Below are 21516 nucleotides of genomic sequence, written 5' to 3'. Positions count from 1 at the left end.
CTTTCTTCCTAAGCCCCGGCTGATAGACGCCGCTACATCTTCAATCGTAGCTCCTGCCTCATATTCGCGAATGGAGCCATCCGGCAGTGTAACATGAATTGCTGACATATAGAATTCCCTCCAAATTTCTACAAAATAAAAAACACGTTCAATCCCCGAAGGGACGAGCGTGTTGTTCTCGTGGTACCACCCTGATTCAGCAAAGCGGATAATAAACATCCGGCAGTGCCTCATTCATCAATAACGGGAAATCCCGGCTCATCTTACTTGCCTATACATAAGCATAAGCGTTCCGATCAGCAGCTAAAGGGGGTAATCCGGCAACCTCGTGTTAGAAAGCTCGCAGCCTGGGCTTTCCTCTCTGAAAACCGTCTGGAAGGGATCCTGTCCTTTTCAATGCTTTTACGTATACTATTTATGAATGTATTATAGTTATGCAAAAACTAAAAGTCAAGTATCCTCCTGGATAAAATCACAAATACTGCAATGTCCGCAAACAGATACTTCTTCTTTAAACAATTTTTTCATCATCCCAATCCCATAGTGGCTTTCCTGCTGCGTATGGATGACCAATTTTGCAGGAGAATGGCGAATTAGCATATCTATCATATTGCTTTCCTCATCCGTGCAATAAAGAAAGGATTCAATTGCAATCCTCGAACGCTGCGGAAGGGATAACGAATTCCACTCTTCGTCGTAATACCGGAAACGCTCTCCGCGGTGAACAACATGAATCGTACAGGGATTAGACCGCTCCGCAGGAACATGCGCGCGCAGCCGCATAATAATCTCTTTATATTCTTCTTCCATTAAATATTCTTCCACGCTCAATTCCACCATGGCTTGAAGCTGCTGCAGGTAATCTTTAAGCCGGAACCGCAGAAAACCATCAAGCTTCAATACATGATTTGTATATAAATAGCGGATAATCTCTTCCTCAATGCGGCTTGTCTGCCCACTCTGCCGCCACTCTTCTCCATCATCCGTTCCTTCGCTTCTTTCCAGACTATGCAGCACATATTCCTTCAGTGCGTTTTTGTTTTGCGCCTTTTCATACCGTCTATGGCTAACCATCATGTTTACTATCGTTTCTTCCTCTTTCGAAGCTACATAGAAACTGACGATGCGGGACACCGCATAGAACAGCGCTTCATACGTTTCAATCGTGTACTCCTGGTACGGCCAGCACTGGCAGTAAAAGTGGTAGTAGCCATTGTCCTCCTCCGTTTTCACTCTATACTCCAACGACAGCTCTCTTATTTTTGCAAGTTCTTCATGCAGAACTTTTTCAAATGAAATCAAAAGCCGCTCATCCTGCCTGGACAGCGATAATTGTATCAATTGCAATGAATCACCTTCTTTCGTTTTCCCACCCCTTTTACGTTAGTATATGAAGCTGTTCCTGAAGTATTTCATAGAATTTAACATGCTTGTTTTATGTGGGTTTGAAAAAAGGAGAAAATTTAGAAAATAAGTATTGATAACGCTTACAAAAGCAGCTATAATAAATGTAACCCCCTTAAATGGGTTGACACCTCCTGGAATTGAATTAATCTCTCCACTCCTACCTTGGACCCGTTGATGTAGTCAATGGGTCTCTTTTTTTGTCCTAAAAAGCATAGCGGCATACAGCACTCATATTCTTCATACATGTGGATAACATAGTACTATACACTCTACTTGGAAGAAGGTGATTTGCTTGATCGTAGGGGAAAAGAATAAAGCGATCCTTGCTCTGCTGCTATTGCTTTTCAACAGCACTGACTGGTTCTTTACGTGGTATGGGATAAAACAGCACTATGTGGAAGAAGCCAATCCTCTGCTTGCCGGATTGTTTTCTGCCAGCCCTTTCCTTATCCTTATTTGGAAGGTAGCTGCCCCGCTCGCCTTGCTTTTTCTCCTTCCCTGCTGCAAACAAAAGTGGATTATTCACGGGGCGGTTTTTGCCGTGTGTCTCTACACCACAGTAAACCTCTATCACTTGCTTTTCTTCGTTCTCTACTTATCTGCGTAAGAATAGGAGCCTGTCATTATGACTGATACGATCGAAATTGTCATACGCACGTTTACTTCTTTTGCATTATTCATCATTATTATGCACATTCTCGGGAAGCAGCTGGTTGGCCAAATTACATACCACTATTTCATTGCCGCCATTACATTAGGTTCTATTGCCGGTAATATGGCTTTCAACATTAAGATTAAGTTTCTATACTTTATTATTTCTATGCTATTATTCAGCGCCATTGCGTTCGCTCTGGCCTTCCTTACTTTAAAAAGCTCAACGATAAGAAGATGGATATCGGGGGATCCAGCCGTTATCATCCAGAACGGAAAGCTGCTGGAAGACAACATGAAGAAAGCAAAATATACATTGGATGTGTTAAACCAGGGATTACGGGAAAAGGATATTTTTGATATAGAAGAAGTGGAGCATGCTGTTTTAGAAGTGAACGGAAAATTATCTGTGTTAAAGAAGCCGGAGTATCGGGGCGTAACGAGGCAGGATCTGTCCCTCTCCCCTTCCCCCGGTATTTCATTTCCCGTTGAGTTAATCAAGGAGGGAAAGGTGCTGGAGAGGAACCTGGACCAGAATCAGCTTACAACCGAATGGCTGAATCAGGAACTCGCAAAGAAGGGGTATACGTTGCCCGATGTTTTCTATGGCGTATTGAGCACCAGCGGCCGCCTTTATTTTGACCTGTATGGCGAAGCATGAATATCTTCTATTCCTAACGCTTTAACACGAGAAGATTCAATTAATTCAAACATGTCTACTGGCTTTATTATGTAGTTAAAAGAAATTTTCAATTGGGGGAATGTAGCCTATTGCAACGTTAAAGAAAGACCAAAAGAGATGTTAAATAAGGGAATAAAAACAATTACGACGGAGGATATTCGTTGGCTTCGATGTGACATCAAAAGCCTAAATTTGTTAGGAGCTGTCTTGGCCAATCAGAAGGCTCATGCCAGCGGCTGCGATGAAGCCATTCTTCACAGGGATGGAACCGTTACAGAGTGCAGCTCTTCTGATATATTTATTGTAAAAGATGGCACTATTTTTACCCATCCTACAAACCATTTTATTTTAAATGGAATTACACGTCAGGCAGTCATACAATTGGCTGTAAAAAGCGGGATAAAAGTAATGGAACGGCCCTTTACTTTAGACGAGCTGTTTACCTCTGACGAAGTATTTGCATCAAGTACAACACTGGAAGTAATGCCTGTCATTCAAATCGATAATAAGACAATAGGAAACGGAAGCCCTGGTCAATTAACAAAAAAACTACAAGAACTATTCTCAGAAGCTATTCCTTCTTCTGCGTTGGATTTAGAAAAAAAGGAAGAGTTTATCTAATCACCTATAGGATTCTTGTGTATCTTGGGCTTGCTATTGTTATTTTCGGCCTGTTTCCATTGATTGCCTGGTTCCTTAGGATTTCCTACTTTAAAGTGTTTCGCATGGTGTGGGATCTATTTCTTATCGCTTTTTCGACAACAAGCACAGAAACCATTCTTCCTCATGTGCTCTTAGCTACCGCCACAGCTGTGGGACTTCCTGCTGAAGGCGTGGCGATTATCGCAGGAATTGACCGTGTACTGGATATGGCACGTACTGCTTGCAACACACCTGGACATGTTCTTGCCTGTATTGTGGTCTCGAAATGGGAAAAGGAGTTCCGTCAGGAAGGTTGGACTGAACACCAAATTAGACAGCAAACTGAACAGCGTGCACTGAACCGAGCATAAGTAAAAAACGCTTATCCGGAATTCACCTAACCTGCCATGTGAATTCCGGGTAAGCGTATACTATAAAAATAACTCTTTATTAATTCTGCATCACAAAATCATTTTCCGCCATTTCGCCTTCTTTAAAAACGCGGAGAATATCATAGTTTGTATTGCGCTGCGCCGGGATTTTACCCGCTTCACGAATGAGCTGCAGAATCTGGTTCGTATTGATTTTATACGTACAGGCTGCCGCCGACACTACGTTCTCCTCCAACATTGTCTGGCCGAAATCGTTACAGCCATACTGAAGAGACCGCTTGCCTACCTCTGGGCCCATTGTTACCCAGGAAGACTGGAAATTGGCAATATTATCAATCATCAAACGACTAATCGCCACATTTTTCAAATACTGCTCAGGGGTTTGCTTTTCCCCTTTCATATTCGTGTTCTCCGGCTGGAATGTCCAGGAAATAAAGGCAAGGAACCCTTTCGTTTCATCCTGCGCTTCACGAATACGCATCAGATGGAGCACACGTTCTTCCATTGATTCGCCAAAGCCGATAACCATTGTAGCTGTAGTTGTCAGGCCAACACGGTTGGCTGTTTTCATTACATCGACCCATTGCTGCCATGAACCTTTTAACCGGCTGATTTTCTGCCGGGTCCGGTCGTCGAGAATTTCCGCACCGGCTCCGGGGAGAGAATCAAGTCCCGCTGCTTTTAATAGCCGGAGTACTTCTTCTACCGGTTTGCCGGATACCTCAGCGATTTTTACAATTTCCGCCACAGACAGGGAATGCATTTGGATCGAAGGGAACCGCTGCTTAATATTCCTCAATAAATTCGTATAATACTCCAGCGGAAGATCCGGGTTCGTTCCACCCTGCATAAGGATTTCAGTTCCCCCTACATCAACTGTTTCCTGGATTTTACTGAAAATTTCCTCGTCTGAGAGCACATATCCTTCCTTCGAGCCCGGTGCGCGGTAAAAAGCACAGAATCGGCAGTATGTATCGCACACATTTGTATAATTGACATTTCGGCTAATAACAAAAGTCGTAATCGGATCCGGGTGCCACTTCTCCATAATTTTATTGGCGTAAAAGCCCATCTTTTCTATTTCATTGCTATCATATAGACGAAGTCCGTCTTCCAGTCCAAGCCGTTCACCGGCAAGCGCACGTTCAAGTATGCGATCTATCGACACGGTGTATCCCTCCAGACATTTAAAAAACTTATACTCATTCTTTTATCGTAACACAAAGACCCCCGCTTGCCTACCTAGCAGGGGTCTGACCAATCCTAGTCCGCAAATCTGATTTCTTCATATACCTCGGGCTGCCAGTGGATTACACAACGGTCGAGCGGAAGGTTTCTATTTATTTATTTGTTTTTCTGGGCTGTTTCAATAAAAGCGCGGATTTCATCCGGTGTAAATTTCGAGAACACCGCTTCTTTTAATTGTTTTTCTTCTTCCGGTGTGACCCCATCTGTTACCATGGAGCGGTACTTGTTTATCTCAGAAATAGAAAGGCGTTTCATCGCATAACCGACCGCTTCGCTGTTGTCTTTGAAATGAACGGTATGTGATCCATTAATCGAACCTGGCGTTTGAACAGATTTTGCGGCCTCTTCTATTTTTGCCTGCACATTTTTATCATCGAGGGCTTTCTTTACGTAAGGATTATCCGTTATCTGTGCTGCGACCTTATCCATTGCTTTATTGGCCGCAAAGTCAAATGCGAACTTTCCGCCAAAGCCGACAACAATAAGAATACCCACCGTAAGAAGCAGTCCTCTTTTCATGCCCTTTTTCATAATTCCACCTGTCTTTCACCCTCAATATGAGGAAATTACCCGAGCCTTCGATTCGTACCGTTAACCTGGTAGGCATCCGTATAATAGCGGATTCGTTCCATGATTCGCATGGCCTTTAACTGTTCAACCCCTGCCTTTTGTGAGTAGGCAAGATGGTCAAGCAGCTGATCATAAGTATAATTCGAAGTATATAAAACAGGCAAATTCTCGCTTACCCTGTACTGCAGAATCGCCCCAAGGATTTCGTCGCGCGCCCAGGGGGAGAGCATCTCCGCTCCAATATCGTCAAGAATGAGGACAGGTACTTCTTTAAGGACGGCGATTTTCTGCTGCACCGTATTATCCTGCAAAGAATCCTTAATCTCCCGGAAGAAATCGGGTGTATAAACCATAAGGGACGCAATTCCTTTGTCTGCCAATTTTCTAGCAGTAGCTCCCATTAAGTGACTTTTCCCAACACCAAACGGTCCATACAGATACAAACCCTTTGTCCCAGATTTTCCAGGTTCAACTTTCATACAGAAGTTGATGATAGCCTCAATCGCTTCAATTCGCTCATCATCATGGTCGATCGTCGTAAAAGAAGCCGTAAGAATTTCTTTTGGAATGTGATGCGTACGGATAAGTTTTTCCCGCTCCTTCTGCTGTCTGTCCATTACTTGCAGCTGGCATGCGGCATGGCGTGTTTCAATAGACATCCCCGTCCAATCAAGCACCGCCCTGTGTCCTTTCAGCAGGTTCGGACATTCAGCAAGTCCTGGACAATGGCGGCAATTTTCCGCCTCATCTACGGACTGCTTAATTCTTGAAAGGGACCGTGTAATATGAGTGGCCTGGATCTCTGGATGCTTTTTCCGCAGTTCCACTACTTCTGGCTTATTCGCTACTTCATTAACAATCTCTTCAAACGAATACCCTGCCTTATTCATGTAGGAAGAGAGTATTTTATTCATAGATTGCATACTCTTCCACCTTTCTATTGCTTACTGTCTTCCATTGCTTTAAGCATTTCCTGTACACGCTGCCTTTTTTTCTCGTAATCGGGATTGGCAGGCTTCTGTCCTTCTTCCAAGTCGTTCCCTTTTTTCTCTTCCATTTTCTTCTGCCGTTCCAATTGTTCGAGAATGAGCTCGGGGATTTTATCTTTTGCCGTTTCCTTTGCCCTGGATGTTGTTGACTTGCCGGAGGACGGCTGGTTTTTCTTACGGGGGACTTTACCTTGCCCCTTATGCTCAGCGTACAGCTGCTTCGCCTGTAGCTGCGCCTGCTGCACTGTATTAATATTGAGGCGCTTCCAGTGGGCAGCGATTTTATAAATAAGTGCTTTTGGAAGCTGTCTCTCGTGTGTAAGCATAACATATTCCAGCAGTACGTTTACGACTTCAAACGGAAGCTGATAGTCCTCCAGCAGGTCTTCCACAATCTTCTGATCCGCCGGTGCTACTTTCGCACCGTTATGATAGTGAGAAAGCAGCTGCAGGGGGGATAAAGAGGAAAGGTGCCGGTTATGGTCTTCGCCTCGTGAAAGAATCGGCTGCTTTTTACGAGAAGCCTTCTCTTTCATTCCTGTTAGGTCAGTGTCAGCCTCTTCATGAATGTTTACCCGCGGTGCCTGTCCTCCACTTACATGCCGGTACCAGTCCTTTACGTTGCGGCGAAGAATAAGTACATCAATCGTGTTGTCGGAAGAATAAATCGAAGGCTCCTGAAGAAAATAGGCGAGCTGCTGGTCATTTAGGTGGTATAAAAAGGCGAGTTCCTGTAATGCGTAGCATACTTCTTTCGTAAATAATGTTTCATTCTTTATCGATTTTGGAACAAGCGCCTCAAGCAGGGCAAAATCAATTACCGTCTTACTGTAGGCTCGATCCGCTTTTGCATACTCTTTAAACGCTTCAAGCGGGCTTTCCTGCTCTACCTCCCGTAAAAACACGTCGGTTTCCGTTCCCGGTTCAACCGTAATTTCACTGGGAGACAAGTGGTAAAACACTTCGTCAAACGCTTTCGTTATCCGTTCCCTTTTCTCTTGCCGCTCCCTCTGCTCAGTGACGGGAGCAAACTTACGGCGCAGGCTTCGGTAGTGCTGCTTTCCTACACGGTTGAGGAGCATAATGCTGAGCGTATCATCAGCGAAGAACACATCCGGCGAATACGGGGGATTCAGCGTATATTCCATCACTTGTTCCCCGGCCTCTACCCGGTAGGTTTCAAGAAGCCCTATTGCTTCAAGCTGGTGCCTTGCTTTCATAATGACATTGAGAGGGGCTGCCATCGTAACCATAAGCGTACGGTGCAGTCCCTCTGCAGAAGTGAAATTTGCTAATGATAAGCTATGATATAACGTCTGGTATAAAGCAACGGGCAAAACACCGATAAGCGGCTGGTAGAGATGAATGAGGTACCCGATCTCTCCACTGCTGATAGGGCGCTTTACCCGAATGATATAGGGGTCATTCGGGACGGTTTGCTGCCATCTCACCCGTATCACTCCCTGTATGTTTTTTGTTTATTATAGCATCCCCTATGCTTCACAATCTTGTACTATTTGTTCTATTGCTTCCCTCGATCGAAGAACCAGGGTTACTCTTTCTTTTTACTGTTTTGGAGCAATTCCTCCAGTTCTTTCACGAATACATTAATATCTTTAAACTGGCGGTAAACAGAGGCGAAACGAACGTAGGCCACTTCATCTACATCATAAAGCGCGTTCATTACCAGCTCGCCGACGTCTTTGCTCTGCACTTCCGCCTGCCCCGTGTTCCGCAGCTCTCTTTCAATCTCATCCACGATCGTTTCCAGAGTTTCCAGCGGAACCGGACGTTTCTCACACGCTCGGATAATGCCGCGCAAAATTTTCTCGCGGCTGAATTCTTCCCTTGTTCCATCCTTTTTTACGACAAGCAGCGGTGTTTCTTCAACCATCTCAAATGTAGTAAACCGCCTTGCGCATTGTTCGCACTCTCTGCGCCTGCGAATCGATTTACTATCGTTTACCGGACGCGAATCGAGCACCCGGGTTCCATTGTGTGCACAATAAGGACACCGCATAAGATCAACTCCACTAAATTGTATACTTTCCATTAGTTTGTCCCAGATAGTTTTTTGAGTCAAGTAAAAATAGAAAAGGGGAAGTCCTGTGATCAGAACTTCCCCTTCTACTCTTCTATAATAAGATGAGGTTTATGCATGTACCTCAATCTTTTTTTTCGCCTGAGAAGCTTCAGAAACAAATTTCACCAGGTCAAGAACGCGGCAGGAATAGCCCCACTCATTGTCATACCAGGCAAGCACTTTTACCTGCCTATCGCGCATAACCATTGTTGAAAGCCCGTCTACAATGGAAGAATTCTCATTTCCGTTAAAATCTGTAGAAACAAGCGGTTCGTCTGTAAAGCCAAGAATGCCTTTCATGCTTCCTTCGCTCGCTTCCCGGAGAACACGGTTTACCTCTTCGATTGTCACGTTTTTCTTTACGTCCACAACTAAATCAACAATGGAAACATTCGGCGTTGGCACGCGAAGAGCAAATCCGTTCAACTTTCCTTTCAATTGAGGCAGCACGAGGGATACCGCGCGGGCAGCACCCGTTGTCGTTGGGATAATCGATTGTGCACATGCCCGGGCACGACGCAGGTCTTTATGCGGGTTATCAAGATTGTTCTGATCATTTGTATAAGAATGAATGGTCGTCATCATGCCAAACTCAATGCCGAACGCCTCATCCAGAACTTTAGCAACCGGCGCAAGACAGTTCGTTGTGCAGGAAGCGTTGGACACGATATGATGGTTCGCATAGTCATACACTTCTTCATTAACACCCATCACAATCGTCGCGTCTTCGTCTTTGCCCGGTGCCGTAATCACTACCTTCTTCGCGCCTGCCTGGATATGTTTTCCGGCGCCTTCTTGATCACGGAACTTGCCTGTCGCTTCTACTACAATTTCAACGTTCATCTCTTTCCACGGCAGGTTGGCGGGGTTACGATCTGAAACAACCTTCGTTACTTTTCCGTTAACAATAATCGTGTCGTCTTTCACTTCCACTTTATCTGAAATGTTTCCATGAATCGTATCGTATTTAATAAGGTGGGCGAGCGTTTCTACCGGATGGCTGGCATTAATCGCTACTACCTCTACTTCTGGATCCTGAATTGCTTTCCGAAAAACCATTCTTCCAATACGCCCAAACCCGTTAATGGCAATCCTTGTCGTCATTCACATGTTCTCCTTCCCGGATATGTTACACACTATTTACCTGTCTTTATTATAATAAGTATAACACTTTTTGCAATATGTTTGTATAAATTCTTTATTTTTTTATTTTTGTGTACTTTTCAAATAAAAGACCCTACATTTCTGCAGGGCCTCTCACTTAAAACTCATTATGATATATTTTTTCATATCTCTTCTTATAGTAAACCACACGCTGCAAATAATGCCTTGTTTCTCCAAAGGGGATTCTTGATATCGTTTCAAGCCTGCCGTCCCACGTTCCGTTATCAAGCCATCGCTTTACATTGCCGGGGCCGGCGTTGTAGGCAGCAATGACAGCGTAGGGATTCCTGTGAAACATTTCGTACAGAAAGGAAATGTACCATGTTCCGAGAGAGATATTCGTATCCGGCTCATCCAGGTATTCAATCGCCATCGGCGAAAATCTCGCCTGTTTTGCTGCCCATTCAGCAGTGGCAGGCATGACCTGCATAAGCCCGACAGCTCCCTTTTTCGAAACCGTCCGTTTATCAAACTTTGACTCAATTTGTATAATCGCCATAATTAAATAGGGATCGACACCATATTGGCTGGCAGATGTGCGTATTTCCTGTTTATAATAAACGGGATACATGGTTTTCCAGGTGATCGGTGCGTCAAGCAGCAGGAAAATCACCAGGAGGAATAAGAAGAGAATGGTTTTCTTCCGAGTGAATCGTTTCATTCCGGGCTCCTCATCTGTCCTGCCACGTTTGTCGTACGTAAATCGCTCAGTTGGCGGGACACAGTTGTTCTATCAGCTCGTCTACTTGTCGTTCAGTGTCCGTTAGCGTTCCATTATTGTTAATGGTGTAGTCTGCTCTTTTGATTTTTTCTTCAAGCGGCATCTGCGCCTGGATTCTGCGCAATGCCTCTTCCCTTGTAAATCCGTTACGCTGCATCAGACGCGCTAGCTGGACATCCTCTTTACAATATACTACGACAACTTGTTCCGTCATATGTTCTAATTTTGATTCATACAGCAGTGGAATATCAAGTACAATTAAAGGGACGCCCTCTGCCTGCGCCTCTTCTGCCAACTGCTTCATTCGCCTTCTAACGGCAGGATGTACAATCGCGTTTAAGTCCAGCCGGGCCTGTTCGTTGGAAAAAACAATTCCACCCAGTTTCACACGATTAATCTCTTCATTCCCAAGCAGAATATCTTGTCCAAAACGTTTGATAATAAGAGACCAGGCATCTTCACCTGGCCGAACGACTTCACGGGCAATGATATCCGCGTCAATAATTCTGGCTCCCCGTTCAGCAAGAAGACGGGCTACCGTTGTCTTACCACAGGCAATTCCGCCCGTTAGTCCAATAATCATCTGTATAACTCTCCTTACAGCATTTTGAATAATCCACATAAAACGAGCAAAATCCCAGGTAAATAGGTCATGCTTTTCATCCAGCTTGCCTCTGAATATTTAAAACCGATACGCAGCCCGGACAAAATAAAAAGACAGTTTGTAAAACCGATGACAAATGCGGTAACCCATGGATTATAACCGATAAGCGCCGCACCAATCCCCGCACCAAAGCCGTCAATAGACAAGGCAAGACCGAGAAACATCGCTTCCATTCCCGATATGGTACCGGAACGATCGACGTCTGCTTCCGTAGGCCGCTTTAATATTTGGATAACAAGCCCAAGGGATTTTATTTCAATCGCCAGAACTGGACGTTCTTCGAGAGGATTTCCTGCATTTCCGCCGTCACTTATTTGTTCATTCTTCCTCTGGCTCTTAATGTTGTATATAGCCCAGATTCCAATCCCAATCAGAATCATTCCCCCGATGTAGCGGGTTGCAGCCGGAGATAAGAAAACAGCAAGCCATTTGCCAATGTACATGGAAATAAGAATAACCAGGGCGGAACAAGCCGTAATAATGAGCACGGAGCGTGCGGGTATCTTTATACGGCGCATCCCGTACGTCACTCCTACACCGAAGCCGTCAAGACTGACGGCAAAAGAAAGCGCCAAGAGTGAGAATACATGCAGCACATTTTTTTCCCCCTTCCCCGAGCTACCCTACAGTATACGAAACACAGCTTATCTACATGCCGATTTCTGTTCGTAGGCGGGCTGCTCCTTAACATTATATGGAGAGGAAAAAAAGTCGTGCATTATGTTCGAGGCTGACAGGCAGGGCAAATATGTGTGCCCCTGCCTCCAACTACGGATTTCTCAATCGGGGTTCCACATGTGACACACGGTTCTCCGGTTCGTCCGTATGCCTTCAGCGTATGCTGAAAATTCCCCGTTTCCCCCTGGCCGTTCACGTATGATTTAATCGAAGACCCTCCGAGGGAGATAGACTTTTCCAATATATCAACAATGCTCTCGTAAAGCGACTGCCATTGTTTGTCAGTGAGTTCGGCAGGCAGCCTCTCAGGGTGTATGCCTGCCTGGAAAAGCGCTTCATCTACATAAATATTACCCAATCCTACAACGATTTCCTGGTTTAAAAGAAGGGGTTTTACTTTGCTTTTCCGCCCTTTCATCCGTTCCTTTAGCATTCCGGCGGTAAACGCTTCTCCTAAAGGCTCGGGACCAAGCTTATGAAGGGGCGGGCCTGCTTGTTCTTTGCCTTTTACAAATAAATGCATCGTCCCAAAGGTCCGCACATCTTTATAGCGCAATTCGCTTCCGTCCGTAAAGCGGAAAATAACATGGGTGTGCTTCTCAACCGGTTCAGCTGTTGCATAAAGGCCATACCGGCCCTCCATCCGCAAATGGGAAACCAATACAAAATCATCGAGATAGAAGAGAAGAAACTTCCCTCTGCGGCCCATTTCCCGAATGGTCTGCCCCTTTAACAAATGGCTGAATTGCATCGCATCGTCCGGTTCTTTAATTAAACGAGGCAGACTTACGATAACGTCTTCGATTTGTTTGCCGACCACAAGCGATGTTAACGTTCGTCGTACGGTTTCAACCTCGGGTAATTCCGGCATTTCATTTCTCTCCTTTACTTCGCTTCATACCAGCTGGGTCCATAATTCACATCAACTTTCAGCGGAACATCCAGCGACAGTGCATGTTCCATTACTTCAGGCACGAGCCTGCGCATCGTATCCAATTCAGCTTCGGGCACTTCAAAGATAAGTTCATCGTGCACCTGCAGCAGCATCCGGCTTGCCAGCTTCTCCTGCTCCATACGGCGGGCCATCGTTACCATCGCCAGCTTAATGATATCCGCTGCCGTACCCTGGATCGGCGTATTCATAGCCGTCCGTTCGGCGAAGCTGCGGAGGTTGAAGTTCCGGCTGTTAATTTCAGGGAGGTAGCGTCTGCGCTGCAGCATCGTCGTTACGTATCCGTGTTTTTTCGCTTCCTCTACAATGACTTCCATATACCGTTTGACACCTTGAAAAACAGAGAAATAACGCTCAATAAAATCAGCCGCTTGTTTGCGTGTAATGTTCAGGTTTTGGGATAAGCCATAGTCGCTTATTCCATATACAATCCCGAAGTTTACTGCCTTCGCCTGGCGGCGCATGAGAGATGTTACTTCATCTTCCTCTACATTAAATACATCCATCGCTGTACGGGTGTGGACATCCATATCGCGGCGGAAAGCATCCAGCAGGTTTTCGTCCTGCGAAATATGCGCTAAGATTCGCAATTCAACCTGCGAGTAATCGGCCGCTAAAATAAACCAGCCCGGTTCAGAAGGAATGAATGCCTGGCGTATTTTGCGCCCCTCCTCCAGGCGGATCGGGATGTTTTGCAGATTAGGCTCCGTACTGCTCAGCCTGCCCGTTGCGGTTACCGCCTGATTGAATGAAGTATGAATCTTCCCGGTTTCTTCTCTGATTTCCTTCTTCAGCCCTTCGATATACGTAGATTGAAGCTTGCCAAGCTGCCTGAACTGAAGAATGAGCGGGATAATCTCGTGGGCATACTGGAGTTTCTCCAGTACGTCGGCACCTGTTGAGTATCCGGTTTTTGTTTTCTTAATTACAGGCAGATTTAACTTGTCAAACAGTATTTCACCAAGCTGTTTCGGTGAATTAATGTTAAACTCGACTCCGGCAAGGCTATAAATGCTGCTCGTTAGCTTATCCAGCTTTTCCTGCAGCTCTTTTCCCATTTCATCCAGTGTAGCCCGGTTCACACGAACGCCTTGCTTCTCCATATCACCGAGAACAGACGCCAGCGGCAGTTCTAAATCATAAAACAAATCCATCAGTTCCTGCTGCTTCATCTCCTGTTCCAACTTATCATGAATTCGATAGATTGCGTCAGCCTTGCTTACAATGTGGGCACCAAGCCTTTCCAGAGCGGGAAGGCTCCGCTTGGCCCCTTTTCCGTAAAGCGCTTCATCTGATATAAGCTTCATTCCGTATCGTTGCATAATATCAGAAAGCAGATGGTTCGTTTCCGACGGGTTCGTCAGATAAGAAGCCAGCAGTGTGTCGAAACAAATTCCTTCAAGCGCGATTCCCTTCCAGGCGAGAGCAACCTGGCTCCGTTTTGCATCATACACCCACTTCTTCTGCTCCGGGTCAGACAACCAGCGCGCAAACTCCGGCCAGTTCAGCTGCTCAAAAGGAATGTATAAGCGCGTGTTGTCATCTGCAAGTCCAATACCAAGAATGGGAGCGCCGTGATAATTTTCGGCGTCTACCTCCACCATAACCGCCATAGGAGATGTAAGCTTACCTGCCCACTCCCCCCTGTTCTCTTCCGAAATAATGATAAATTCAATCTCGTCCGTTTCTTCGTCCTGCTGGACGGTCGCTTCCGCTGAATCCAGCCCGAGGCGGCTAAGCAGCGATTTAAAAGCGAGCCGCTGCAGAACAGGTTCTACCTTTTCCTTCGTAAAAGCATAATAGGCAGCATCATCAACGGTTACTTCTATCGGCGCATCACGTACAATTGTAGCCAGTTGCTTGCTCATACGCGCGCTGTCCACATGCTCGATGATTTTTTCCTGCAGTTTCTTTCCTTTTACATCCTCAGCATGTTCGAGAACGTTTTCTACCGTTTTATATTCATGGAGCAGCTTGAGGGCCGTCTTCTCTCCTACTCCCGGTATGCCCGGAATATTATCCGATGTATCCCCCATAAGCCCTTTTAGGTCTGTAATTTGCGCAGGCGTTAGGCCGTATTTTGTCTCTATCTCCTGCGGTGAATACATTTCGACTTCGCTAATCCCTTTGCGTGTCAGGGCAATGCTTGTTTTATCCGAGGCAAGCTGCAGCATATCCTTATCACCGGAAACAATAAGCGTTGTATACCCTTTCGCCTCTGCTTGTGCCGACACTGTGCCGATAATATCGTCCGCCTCATAGCCGGGCAGTTCATAGTGCTTAATAGTAAAAGCGTCCAGCAACTCTTTAATGAGCGGGAACTGGGAAGATAATTCGCCGGGGGTTTTCTGACGCTTGCCTTTATATTCTTTGAATTCTTCCGTCCGAAAGGTCACCTTGCCTGCATCGAATGCAACGAGCACATGGGTAGGCTTCTCTTCTTCAAGCATTCGCAGCAGCATCGTGGTAAATCCGTACACGGCATTTGTATATAAACCTTCCTCATTACTAAGAAGAGGAAGCGCATAAAAAGCCCGATTCGCAATACTGTTTCCATCAATAACAATGAATTTGTTTTCCATAGTAACCCTCGTCCCATCCCTTATTAAAAAGTATATATGCTTCCATCATACCATAGACAGATAAGCCAAAACAAAAAAACCGCCAGCGCCCTAAGTGAACTGGGATAGCGGTTTTTGTTTCTGTTATTTTTGTACATTAACGAACGGGACTGCGCCACCAGTTGTAGTCGGCAATTTTCCGTCCCATTTATCAATGGCTTTTATCTGGGCTTCAATTTCACGCAGCTTCACAAGCTCCGGGGTAACTTCCAGCTTCTGGAGTCTGAGAGACTCAGCCGTTGCCTGTGCCTGTGTTATCGTCTGTTCTTTTTCGATTTTAATCCGCTCTAAATCGAGTTTCGATTTCAGAGCCTGCTGCTCGGCAATTTGCTTTTGTTCAATTGCTTTGTTATATTCATCGCTAAACTTGAACTCGGTAATGTTAATTTCATCAAGCATCATATCATATGTTCCAAGCTTTTTTGTTAACAGTTCTTTCACGTTTTGCCCTACCTCAGATCGCTTGGAGATGAGCTGTTCCGCTGTGTATTTGGCCGTCACGGCCTTTAAAGACTCTGCAATGGACGGATCCACGATTCTTTCTTTGAAGTCTGTCCCGACATTCTGGTATAGTTTGTTGGCGCGGGCCGGGTCGATATGGAAGTTTACCGCTATCGTTGTCGTTACAATCTGTAAATCTCTAGAGGCTGCAGAAGCATGGCTTTCCGCTTTTTGCACACGAACTTCCACAGGTATAACATGCTGGATAAACGGCAGTTTAAAGTGAAGGCCTTCCTCAAATAACTGCGGCTTTACTGCACCGAGCTGTACGACAACCCCACGGTGGCCAGGCTGGACAACGGCAAAGGAATCGAACGCCAGAATAACCAGTAAAAGAACCGGCAGTAAAAACTTTATAATTTTGCCCGGGTTGAAACCAGGGGCTCCCATCTTGACAACTTTCTCACTCATTTTTCTTCCCCCTTTGTTACTTTCTACCTCTTATTACGAAAGAGGCCGGTTTAGGTTTCAGTTTTTGCTGCTTGTGGCCATCCCCATGGATGAATCTGGAGGCTTTCTTCGGCTTTGTGTGCTAATATAGGAAGAAAATAAACAATATTTATCTTTTTTACATAAGAAAGGGGACTTCATGAGGAACCAACCTGCTTTTAATCCTTATCTCGCTCTTCTTATCGGCGTGATCGCCGTATCTACATCTGCTATTTTTGTTAAGTTATCAGCTGCTCCCGCTTCCATTATTGCGACCTATCGTCTGTTATTCACCGTCCTGTTGATGCTGCCGTTCATATTATGGAAGCATATGCGTGAAATCAAGGAGATAACAGGCAGAGATTGGGCGTTATCCGCTCTGGCAGGCATCTTCCTGGCCCTCCACTTTATCCTGTGGTTTGAATCGCTCAACTACACATCGGTAGCCAGCTCGGTCGTGCTCGTTACCCTGCAGCCGCTTTTTTCGTTTGCGGGCGCTTACTTTTTCTTTTAAAGAAAAGGTAAGTTTTGTCGGCTTTCTCGGCGGTTTGCTTGCCCTGGGAGGGAGTGCTATTATTGGCTGGGGCGACTTTAAGGTTGGCGGAACTGCGTTATGGGGCGATATCCTTGCCCTGCTTGGTGCGGCCACCGTTACTGGCTACTGGCTCTTCGGACAGAGTGTGCGCAAACGTCTTTCCCTTATGACCTACACATTCGTTGTATATGGAATTAGTACGGCTACACTATTATTGTATGACTTTATCATGGGTTTCCCGCTCTATCCTTATTCAGCGAACGAATGGCTCGTATTTCTTGCGCTTGCTGTTTTCCCCACATTGCTCGGGCACAGTGTATTCAACTGGGCGATAAAATGGCTCAGTGCTAACACAATATCCATGAGCATTCTCGGTGAGCCGGTTGGCTCCGCGATCCTTGCCTACTTTATTCTCGGTGAGCTGGTGACGAAAACGCAGTTAATTGGCGCAGGGGTTATTTTATTTGGGATTTACCTTTTTATTAAATACAATCAGGCCGGAAAAAAGAAGGAACTCGAAACAGCAAGCGAGCTCCAAAAAACTAGCTGAATAAATAAGGCTGCCGTTTGGGAAGGAGGACGGTAAATGTGGTCCCTTCTCCCTCCGTACTCTCCACCTGTATTGTTCCGTGGTGTGCTTCAACGAGATGCTTAACAATAGCCAATCCAAGGCCTGTTCCGCCCGATTCCCTGGAACGGGCCTTATCCACACGGTAAAAACGCTCAAATATGCGGGGAAGGTGTTCCTCAGGGATTCCTGTGCCAGTATCCTCAATGGCCATTTTAACCTTCTCATCTTCTGTTTCCCCGATAGTGACGCTTACTTCCCCATTAGCCGGGGTATAATTTATCGCATTGCTAATAAGGTTTAAGATAATTTGCCGCAGACGGTCCGGATCACCTTCTAACATCATCCTGTCTTCTGCCGGCAGGTAAATGGTAATGTCTTTCGCCCTCGCTTCTTCCCTGACAATCCTTACTGTCTCTTTAACCAGCCGCACTAAATTTACCTCTTCCACTACGAGCGGCATTTTTTTCTGTTCAATCTTAGATAGCTCAAGAATATCGCTAATCAGCCGGTTCAACCTGTCACTTTCTTCGTTAATAATCGTCAGGAAGGTACGGCTAATCTCAATATCATCCAGAGCACCATCCAGCAGAGTCTCGGTGAAACCTTTGATGGAAGTAATGGGCGTCTTTAATTCGTGAGAAACATTGGCGACAAATTCACTTCTCATTTTCTCAAGCCTTCGTATTGCTGTAATATCATGAAGAACGATAATAACGCCTTTAATCTCATTCTGTTCATTCCTGTATGCCCCAAGATTAACATCGATAATGCGCTCCTCAGGATAATAAATATGAATCTCTTCCCTCATTTTTTCTCCCGATTCAAAGCACTGTTCGATGAGCGGACTGAGGCTTGTGTTTTGCCCAACCTCGCTGTGAATACGCCCGGCGAGTTCCTTTGCGTCATACCCAAGCATCTCTTCAGCGGCCGCATTCATTATGGTAATCCGCCTCATATCGCTTACTAAGATCATGCCGCTAAACATATTATTAAGAATGCTCTCTAACCGTTTCTCATTATCCTGGAGGGCGGACATCTGCTGCTCCAGGCTCAGCGCCATAAAATTAATCGCCTGGGCCAGCTCTCCGACTTCGCCTTTGGCATTCGTTTGAATTCTGCTTTTGAATTCATTTCTCGTAATATCACGCGCCACCCTTGTAATATCTTCAATCGGCTGCGTAATATTTTTGGCAATGCGTGTACTTATAAAACCGAATAAAAGCAACGTAATGAATAAGACGCCGACAAGGCTCAGCCAGAGCTGTTGTACCGACTCATGTACATTCGTTATCTTAACTGAGACCCGGGCCAGCCCAATTGTCTGTCCATTCTGCTTCAGCGGGACGGCTACATACATCATATCGTAATTCAATGTGTTGCTGTACCGTATAGCATGTCCCGTCCCTCTGCGAAGGGCCTCTCTTATTTCCGGGCGGTTCAAGTGGTTGGGCAGTGTTTTCGGATCGTGCTCCGTATCAGCCATTACTTTGCCGTTTTTGTCCATCACTGTAATACGGGTACCGATTTCGCGGGAAAAAGAAAGCATGCGTTCCTGCAGCTTCGGCGCCTGTTCATGAATATCAAAATACAGCACATCGTCTGCGATAATTTTCGCTTCTTTTGTTAAGCGATCCTCTAAAATACCAACATATGTATTTTCCAGCAGCTTTGCAACATACAGGCCAATTGTAAGAAGCAAAACAGCGATAATAAATAGAAAAATAAAGTTCAACCGGATGCGAAAACTCTGCATAAGTTACCCCTCTAATTTATAGCCTAGGCCGCGAACGGTTTTTATATATTTTGGCTGTTTCGTATCTTCCTCAATCTTCTCACGCAGATGGCTGATGTGCACATCCACAATGCGCGAGTCCCCTACAAAGTCATAGTTCCAGACTGCGTTTAGCAGCTGATCCCGGGTCATTACCCGTCCTGGATGGGTGGCGAGGTATTGGAGCAGCTCAAACTCTTTGGGCGTTAGCTCAAGCCTGTTCTCGTTAAAAAACACCTCATACTTTTCCGGATAAATCTTCAGCTTTCCAATCGTAATCATTTGCTCATTTTCTTCCCGGGCTTGCTCCTGCCCCTGCTGTCCGCTGCGGCGTAAAATCGCTTTGATGCGCGCCACAACTTCACGCGGGCTGAACGGCTTAGTCATGTAGTCATCGGCCCCAAGCTCCAACCCGAGAATTTTATCGAATTCTTCGTCTTTCGCTGTGAGCATAAGGATTGGTGTGTTTATCTTCTCCATTCTCAGCTGCTTGCAAACCTCCATGCCATCAAGACCCGGGAGCATAATGTCAAGAACAATTAAATCCGGCGCTTCCGTTTCAGCAAGCTTTACTGCAGAGATGCCGTCCATGGCCTTAATCACCTCAAAGCCTGCCTTCTGCAGATTAAACTCCAGCAGGGTAACAATTGACTGTTCATCATCTACTACGAGTATCTTTTTCACGTTTTACACCCTTATTGTTTAAATTTTTCTACGTCTGTTCTTGCTTTTTCTATAAGCCCGCTTGCTTCCTGTAATAGCTCATCTGCCTTCTGTTCATGCTGTTTATCCTGAATATCATAGTACATAAACAACTCTTTATATGCTTCTATTTTTTTCTCAATTCCATCCGTCAGCGTTTTCTTTGCCGGCTCCATTTCTTTTGGTACAGGTGAACTGAGGAGATCATCATGCATAGATTCGAGAGCCGTTTGCCCTTGATCAATCGCATTCATTACTTTTGTCCTTTTCATCCCATTCTGGGCTTCTCTCCGCACCTCGGTAAGAACTTTGTCCCCATTAGGAAGTGCTTCAAAAGCCTGGCCAGTCTTCTGGGTAAATTCTTTTCTGTAGTAGTCCAGATCCTCCTGACTTGTCGAACATCCCCCCAGTAAAAACAATAACGCAAACAATCCGATTACATACATTGCTCTCTTTTTCAGCATCTCTATATCCCTCCAAGCCCATCATACCACATTTTTAAACGAAAAAAAGAGTCCGGGATTGCAGTCCCGGACTCTTTTATGTTTTACCTTACAACTAGGATAGAACAGCCATTACATTACGAACTGCATCCGCAGATTTATCGAGTGCAGCTTTCTCATCAGCTGTTAATTCAAGCTCGTATACTTTTTCAATTCCGCCCTTGCCAAGCAGCGTCGGAACACCGAGGTACAGCTGGTTATATCCATATTCACCTTCAAGATAAGCAATGGAAGGAATAATACGCTTCTGGTCTTTAAGAATCGCTTCTGCCATTTCAACGAGTGAAGCAGCAGGCGCATAATAGGCTGAGCCGTTACCAAGGAGGTTTACAATTTCTGCCCCACCGTTACGAGTGCGGTCAACAATTTCATCAAGGCGCTCTTTCGGAATTAATGTTTCAAGCGGAATGCCGCCAGCATAAGAGTAGCGAACAAGCGGAACCATTGTATCCCCGTGGCCGCCGAGCACGAAGCCTGTTACGTCTTTCACAGAAAGGTTAAGCTCCATCGCTACAAAAGTGCGGAAGCGCGCTGTATCAAGTACACCGGATTGCCCGATAACACGGTTTTTCGGGAAGCCAGTAGTTTTGAAGAGGGTATATGTCATGGCATCTACCGGATTAGAGAGAACAAGGATGGTGCTGTTTGGTGCGTATTTTTTAATTTGTTCACCCACAGTTTTCATGATACCTGCGTTTGTATTTACAAGATCATCACGGCTCATACCAGGCTTACGTGCAATCCCCGCAGTCACGATGACCATATCTGCATCCTGGATATCTTCATAGCTGGAAGTACCGATTACTTGTGCGTCAAACCCTTGTATGGGACCAGCTTCAGCCATGTCAAGCGCCTTTCCTTTTGTTGGGTTTTCCATTTGTGGAATATCAACGAGGATAACATCGCCAAGCTCTTTTTGGGCCAGTAAGAAAGCAGTCGTAGCACCTGTGAAGCCAGAACCGATAACAGCAATTTTTTTACGGGTGAAAGACATAATTTTTTACCTCCTGAATTGTATTATTTATAGTAGGTAAGGTGAT

21 protein-coding genes and 2 pseudogenes are annotated in these 21516 nt (G+C 45.4%); 5 read left to right on the top strand and 18 right to left on the bottom strand.

The annotated features are described in order from the left end of the window. Positions 1–108, bottom strand: a 108-nt coding sequence (locus MBEAL2_RS30280; protein ID WP_152667808.1) for a TGS domain-containing protein, incomplete at its 3' end; no start/stop codon positions are given. 342 nt (positions 109–450) lie between these two features. After that, positions 451–1347, bottom strand: coding sequence for a sporulation protein YtxC (ytxC, locus tag MBEAL2_RS15390; protein ID WP_047153158.1), 897 nt, complete (start codon positions 1345–1347; stop codon positions 451–453). Between the two features lie 352 nt (positions 1348–1699). Between ytxC and MBEAL2_RS15385 the strand changes: the two genes are divergently transcribed. The 4 genes and pseudogenes from MBEAL2_RS15385 to MBEAL2_RS15370 form a co-directional block, all read left to right on the top strand. After that, positions 1700–2014, top strand: a complete 315-nt coding sequence (locus tag MBEAL2_RS15385) for a DUF5658 family protein (protein ID WP_047153157.1) — start codon at positions 1700–1702, stop codon at positions 2012–2014. Positions 2015–2032: 18 nt separating this feature from the next. Further along, a complete protein-coding gene (locus tag MBEAL2_RS15380) occupies positions 2033–2719 on the top strand; it encodes a DUF421 domain-containing protein (RefSeq protein ID WP_047153156.1) in 687 nt (228 codons plus the stop codon). A 138-nt stretch (positions 2720–2857) separates the two neighbouring features. Continuing rightward, complete coding sequence (locus MBEAL2_RS15375) at positions 2858–3361, top strand: aminotransferase class IV (protein ID WP_052947746.1); 504 nt, start codon at positions 2858–2860, stop codon at positions 3359–3361. A gap of 17 nt (positions 3362–3378) precedes the next feature. Then, positions 3379–3753, top strand: a pseudogene (locus MBEAL2_RS15370) (cation:dicarboxylate symporter family transporter); the annotation flags it as partial. Positions 3754–3832: 79 nt separating this feature from the next. Here the strand turns inward: MBEAL2_RS15370 and mqnC are convergent. The 12 genes from mqnC to MBEAL2_RS15310 form a co-directional block, all read right to left on the bottom strand. Then, positions 3833–4942 carry a cyclic dehypoxanthinyl futalosine synthase gene (mqnC, locus tag MBEAL2_RS15365; RefSeq protein ID WP_047153154.1) on the bottom strand — a complete coding sequence of 370 codons (1110 nt, stop codon included), beginning with the start codon at positions 4940–4942 and terminating at the stop codon, positions 3833–3835. Between the two features lie 176 nt (positions 4943–5118). After that, a complete protein-coding gene (locus MBEAL2_RS15360) occupies positions 5119–5553 on the bottom strand; it encodes a hypothetical protein (protein ID WP_047153153.1) in 435 nt (144 codons plus the stop codon). Positions 5554–5588: 35 nt separating this feature from the next. Continuing rightward, on the bottom strand, positions 5589–6515 hold the full coding sequence (gene dnaI, locus MBEAL2_RS15355) for a primosomal protein DnaI (RefSeq protein WP_047153152.1): 927 nt from the start codon (positions 6513–6515) through the stop codon (positions 5589–5591). A gap of 14 nt (positions 6516–6529) precedes the next feature. Beyond that, the gene (locus tag MBEAL2_RS15350; protein WP_047153151.1) at positions 6530–8032 is read right to left on the bottom strand and encodes a DnaD domain protein; all 1503 of its coding nucleotides are present in this window, start codon (positions 8030–8032) and stop codon (positions 6530–6532) included. 101 nt (positions 8033–8133) lie between these two features. Next, positions 8134–8601, bottom strand: a complete 468-nt coding sequence (nrdR, locus tag MBEAL2_RS15345) for a transcriptional regulator NrdR (RefSeq protein ID WP_047153150.1) — start codon at positions 8599–8601, stop codon at positions 8134–8136. Between the two features lie 132 nt (positions 8602–8733). Further along, positions 8734–9768, bottom strand: coding sequence for a glyceraldehyde-3-phosphate dehydrogenase (locus MBEAL2_RS15340; protein ID WP_047153149.1), 1035 nt, complete (start codon positions 9766–9768; stop codon positions 8734–8736). A 157-nt stretch (positions 9769–9925) separates the two neighbouring features. After that, complete coding sequence (locus MBEAL2_RS15335; protein ID WP_047153148.1) at positions 9926–10489, bottom strand: lytic transglycosylase domain-containing protein; 564 nt, start codon at positions 10487–10489, stop codon at positions 9926–9928. A 46-nt stretch (positions 10490–10535) separates the two neighbouring features. Beyond that, complete coding sequence (gene coaE, locus MBEAL2_RS15330) at positions 10536–11138, bottom strand: dephospho-CoA kinase (protein WP_047153169.1); 603 nt, start codon at positions 11136–11138, stop codon at positions 10536–10538. 8 nt (positions 11139–11146) lie between these two features. Continuing rightward, positions 11147–11809, bottom strand: coding sequence for a sporulation membrane protein YtaF (gene ytaF, locus MBEAL2_RS15325; protein ID WP_047153147.1), 663 nt, complete (start codon positions 11807–11809; stop codon positions 11147–11149). Between the two features lie 122 nt (positions 11810–11931). Beyond that, a complete protein-coding gene (mutM, locus tag MBEAL2_RS15320; protein ID WP_047153146.1) occupies positions 11932–12762 on the bottom strand; it encodes a DNA-formamidopyrimidine glycosylase in 831 nt (276 codons plus the stop codon). A 14-nt stretch (positions 12763–12776) separates the two neighbouring features. After that, positions 12777–15425, bottom strand: coding sequence for a DNA polymerase I (polA, locus tag MBEAL2_RS15315; protein ID WP_047153145.1), 2649 nt, complete (start codon positions 15423–15425; stop codon positions 12777–12779). Between the two features lie 123 nt (positions 15426–15548). Beyond that, entirely contained in the window at positions 15549–16376 is an 828-nt protein-coding gene (locus tag MBEAL2_RS15310; protein WP_047153144.1) for a prohibitin family protein, read from the bottom strand. Between the two features lie 178 nt (positions 16377–16554). Between MBEAL2_RS15310 and MBEAL2_RS15305 the strand changes: the two are divergent. Continuing rightward, a pseudogene (locus tag MBEAL2_RS15305) lies at positions 16555–17479 on the top strand (DMT family transporter). Here MBEAL2_RS15305 and pnpS read toward each other — a convergent pair. The 4 genes from pnpS to mdh all read right to left on the bottom strand — a co-directional run bounded on the left by pnpS (position 17472) and on the right by mdh (position 21470). Continuing rightward, positions 17472–19253, bottom strand: a complete 1782-nt coding sequence (gene pnpS, locus MBEAL2_RS15300; protein WP_047153143.1) for a two-component system histidine kinase PnpS — start codon at positions 19251–19253, stop codon at positions 17472–17474. The pseudogene MBEAL2_RS15305 and the gene pnpS overlap by 8 nt on opposite strands. A gap of 3 nt (positions 19254–19256) precedes the next feature. After that, positions 19257–19955, bottom strand: a complete 699-nt coding sequence (locus tag MBEAL2_RS15295) for a response regulator transcription factor (RefSeq protein ID WP_047153142.1) — start codon at positions 19953–19955, stop codon at positions 19257–19259. 11 nt (positions 19956–19966) lie between these two features. After that, positions 19967–20437: a hypothetical protein gene (locus MBEAL2_RS15290; protein WP_047153141.1), complete on the bottom strand. Its 471-nt coding sequence runs from the start codon at positions 20435–20437 to the stop codon at positions 19967–19969. Between the two features lie 94 nt (positions 20438–20531). Then, the gene (mdh, locus tag MBEAL2_RS15285; protein WP_047153140.1) at positions 20532–21470 is read right to left on the bottom strand and encodes a malate dehydrogenase; all 939 of its coding nucleotides are present in this window, start codon (positions 21468–21470) and stop codon (positions 20532–20534) included. Between the last annotated feature and the right edge of the window lie 46 nt (positions 21471–21516).

The organism is Aneurinibacillus tyrosinisolvens, assembly GCF_001015055.1.
Taxonomy (GTDB): Bacteria; Bacillota; Bacilli; order Aneurinibacillales; family Aneurinibacillaceae; genus Aneurinibacillus_A; species Aneurinibacillus_A tyrosinisolvens.
Note: the sequence above shows the minus strand (reverse complement) of the source record. Positions and strands in the feature narration are given on the sequence as shown.

What these genes read in the sequence shown, in the direction of transcription:
- MBEAL2_RS15380 (WP_047153156.1), top strand. Translation starts at nt 2,033, where the DNA reads ATGACTGATACGATCGAAATTGTCATACGCACGTTTACTTCTTTTGCA.
- MBEAL2_RS15375 (WP_052947746.1), top strand. Translation starts at nt 2,858, where the DNA reads ATGTTAAATAAGGGAATAAAAACAATTACGACGGAGGATATTCGTTGG.
- MBEAL2_RS15360 (WP_047153153.1), bottom strand. Translation starts at nt 5,553, where the DNA reads ATGAAAAAGGGCATGAAAAGAGGACTGCTTCTTACGGTGGGTATTCTT.
- dnaI (WP_047153152.1), bottom strand. Translation starts at nt 6,515, where the DNA reads ATGCAATCTATGAATAAAATACTCTCTTCCTACATGAATAAGGCAGGG.
- nrdR (WP_047153150.1), bottom strand. Translation starts at nt 8,601, where the DNA reads ATGCGGTGTCCTTATTGTGCACACAATGGAACCCGGGTGCTCGATTCG.
- MBEAL2_RS15340 (WP_047153149.1), bottom strand. Translation starts at nt 9,768, where the DNA reads ATGACGACAAGGATTGCCATTAACGGGTTTGGGCGTATTGGAAGAATG.
- MBEAL2_RS15335 (WP_047153148.1), bottom strand. Translation starts at nt 10,489, where the DNA reads ATGAAACGATTCACTCGGAAGAAAACCATTCTCTTCTTATTCCTCCTG.
- mutM (WP_047153146.1), bottom strand. Translation starts at nt 12,762, where the DNA reads ATGCCGGAATTACCCGAGGTTGAAACCGTACGACGAACGTTAACATCG.
- polA (WP_047153145.1), bottom strand. Translation starts at nt 15,425, where the DNA reads ATGGAAAACAAATTCATTGTTATTGATGGAAACAGTATTGCGAATCGG.
- MBEAL2_RS15310 (WP_047153144.1), bottom strand. Translation starts at nt 16,376, where the DNA reads ATGAGTGAGAAAGTTGTCAAGATGGGAGCCCCTGGTTTCAACCCGGGC.
- pnpS (WP_047153143.1), bottom strand. Translation starts at nt 19,253, where the DNA reads ATGCAGAGTTTTCGCATCCGGTTGAACTTTATTTTTCTATTTATTATC.
- MBEAL2_RS15290 (WP_047153141.1), bottom strand. Translation starts at nt 20,437, where the DNA reads ATGCTGAAAAAGAGAGCAATGTATGTAATCGGATTGTTTGCGTTATTG.
- mdh (WP_047153140.1), bottom strand. Translation starts at nt 21,470, where the DNA reads ATGTCTTTCACCCGTAAAAAAATTGCTGTTATCGGTTCTGGCTTCACA.